Annotated in this window: 2 protein-coding genes; one reads left to right on the forward strand and one right to left on the reverse strand. The window is 41.0% G+C overall.

From position 1 onward, the window contains the following. Positions 1-102: 102 nt before the first annotated feature. The gene (locus R7O13_RS26290; protein WP_005480188.1) at positions 103-267 is read right to left on the reverse strand and encodes a YqaE/Pmp3 family membrane protein; all 165 of its coding nucleotides are present in this window, start codon (positions 265-267) and stop codon (positions 103-105) included. A 266-nt stretch (positions 268-533) separates the two neighbouring features. Between R7O13_RS26290 and R7O13_RS26295 the strand changes: the two genes are divergently transcribed. Beyond that, the coding region (locus R7O13_RS26295; protein ID WP_318305133.1) for an MOSC domain-containing protein at positions 534-770 on the forward strand (237 nt) is incomplete at its 3' end.

The following is a 770-nucleotide window of genomic DNA, read 5'->3' on the forward strand; positions in this document are numbered from 1 at the left end:
CTTTTGGAGCAAACGCTTGCGCTTAGGCGACAGGATGATAGAGGAATTGCCTTCACATTTCATCCCATTTTTCACTTTTCTACAGAGTAGGAGTGTAAGTGGTTACTTCATCGTTAACCAAAGTGCGTGAATCGTACCTGGTAGGAAGAAGAAGAAAGTTAGGATCAAGTTGATGAAGAAGTCTTTATTCAGACCTTTTTCCATGTAAACCGCTACCGGTGGAAGAAAGATACACAGCAAAATTAGAATCAGTTTTTTTGTATCCATGGGTAAAGCTCCAAGTCAATGAATGGATGTCGTCAAAAATAAGGCGCATTATGGGGTTCGTATCACACTTTATCAAATGGTATTTGGTCAGAGCAGTGTTAAAAAATGTGAATTCTGAGTGTAGTAAAGGCATCTCAGTAAATCCAAGCCGTTTTCTCTCTTAAAGGTTTGATTTTGGGATAAATGCTAATGCGTGAATCTGCATCTTAATGTCATTTAGGTATACAATACTGCAACAATTAAAGATCACCCGTAGGAAGAAGGCTATGTCGCAACCCGTTTTATCCCAAATCAATGTTTTTCCGGTTAAATCAGTCGGAGGTGTGTCGCTTTCGTCCGCATGGGTAGAAAAACAAGGGTTGAGTTTTGACCGTCGTTTTATGATTGCCAAAGCCGATGGTTCGATGATCACTGCGCGAAAGTATCCGCAAATGGTAACCGTGAAATCAGCGTTGCTTGCCGATGGAGTGGTGTTCAGTAGCTTGGGAATGGAACCACTTAAA

The sequence above is a fragment of the Vibrio sp. Y176 genome (assembly GCF_033438945.1).

Excerpts from the sequence above, each read along its gene's own strand:
- R7O13_RS26290 (WP_005480188.1), bottom strand. The coding sequence starts at position 267 with ATGGATACAAAAAAACTGATTCTAATTTTGCTGTGTATCTTTCTTCCA.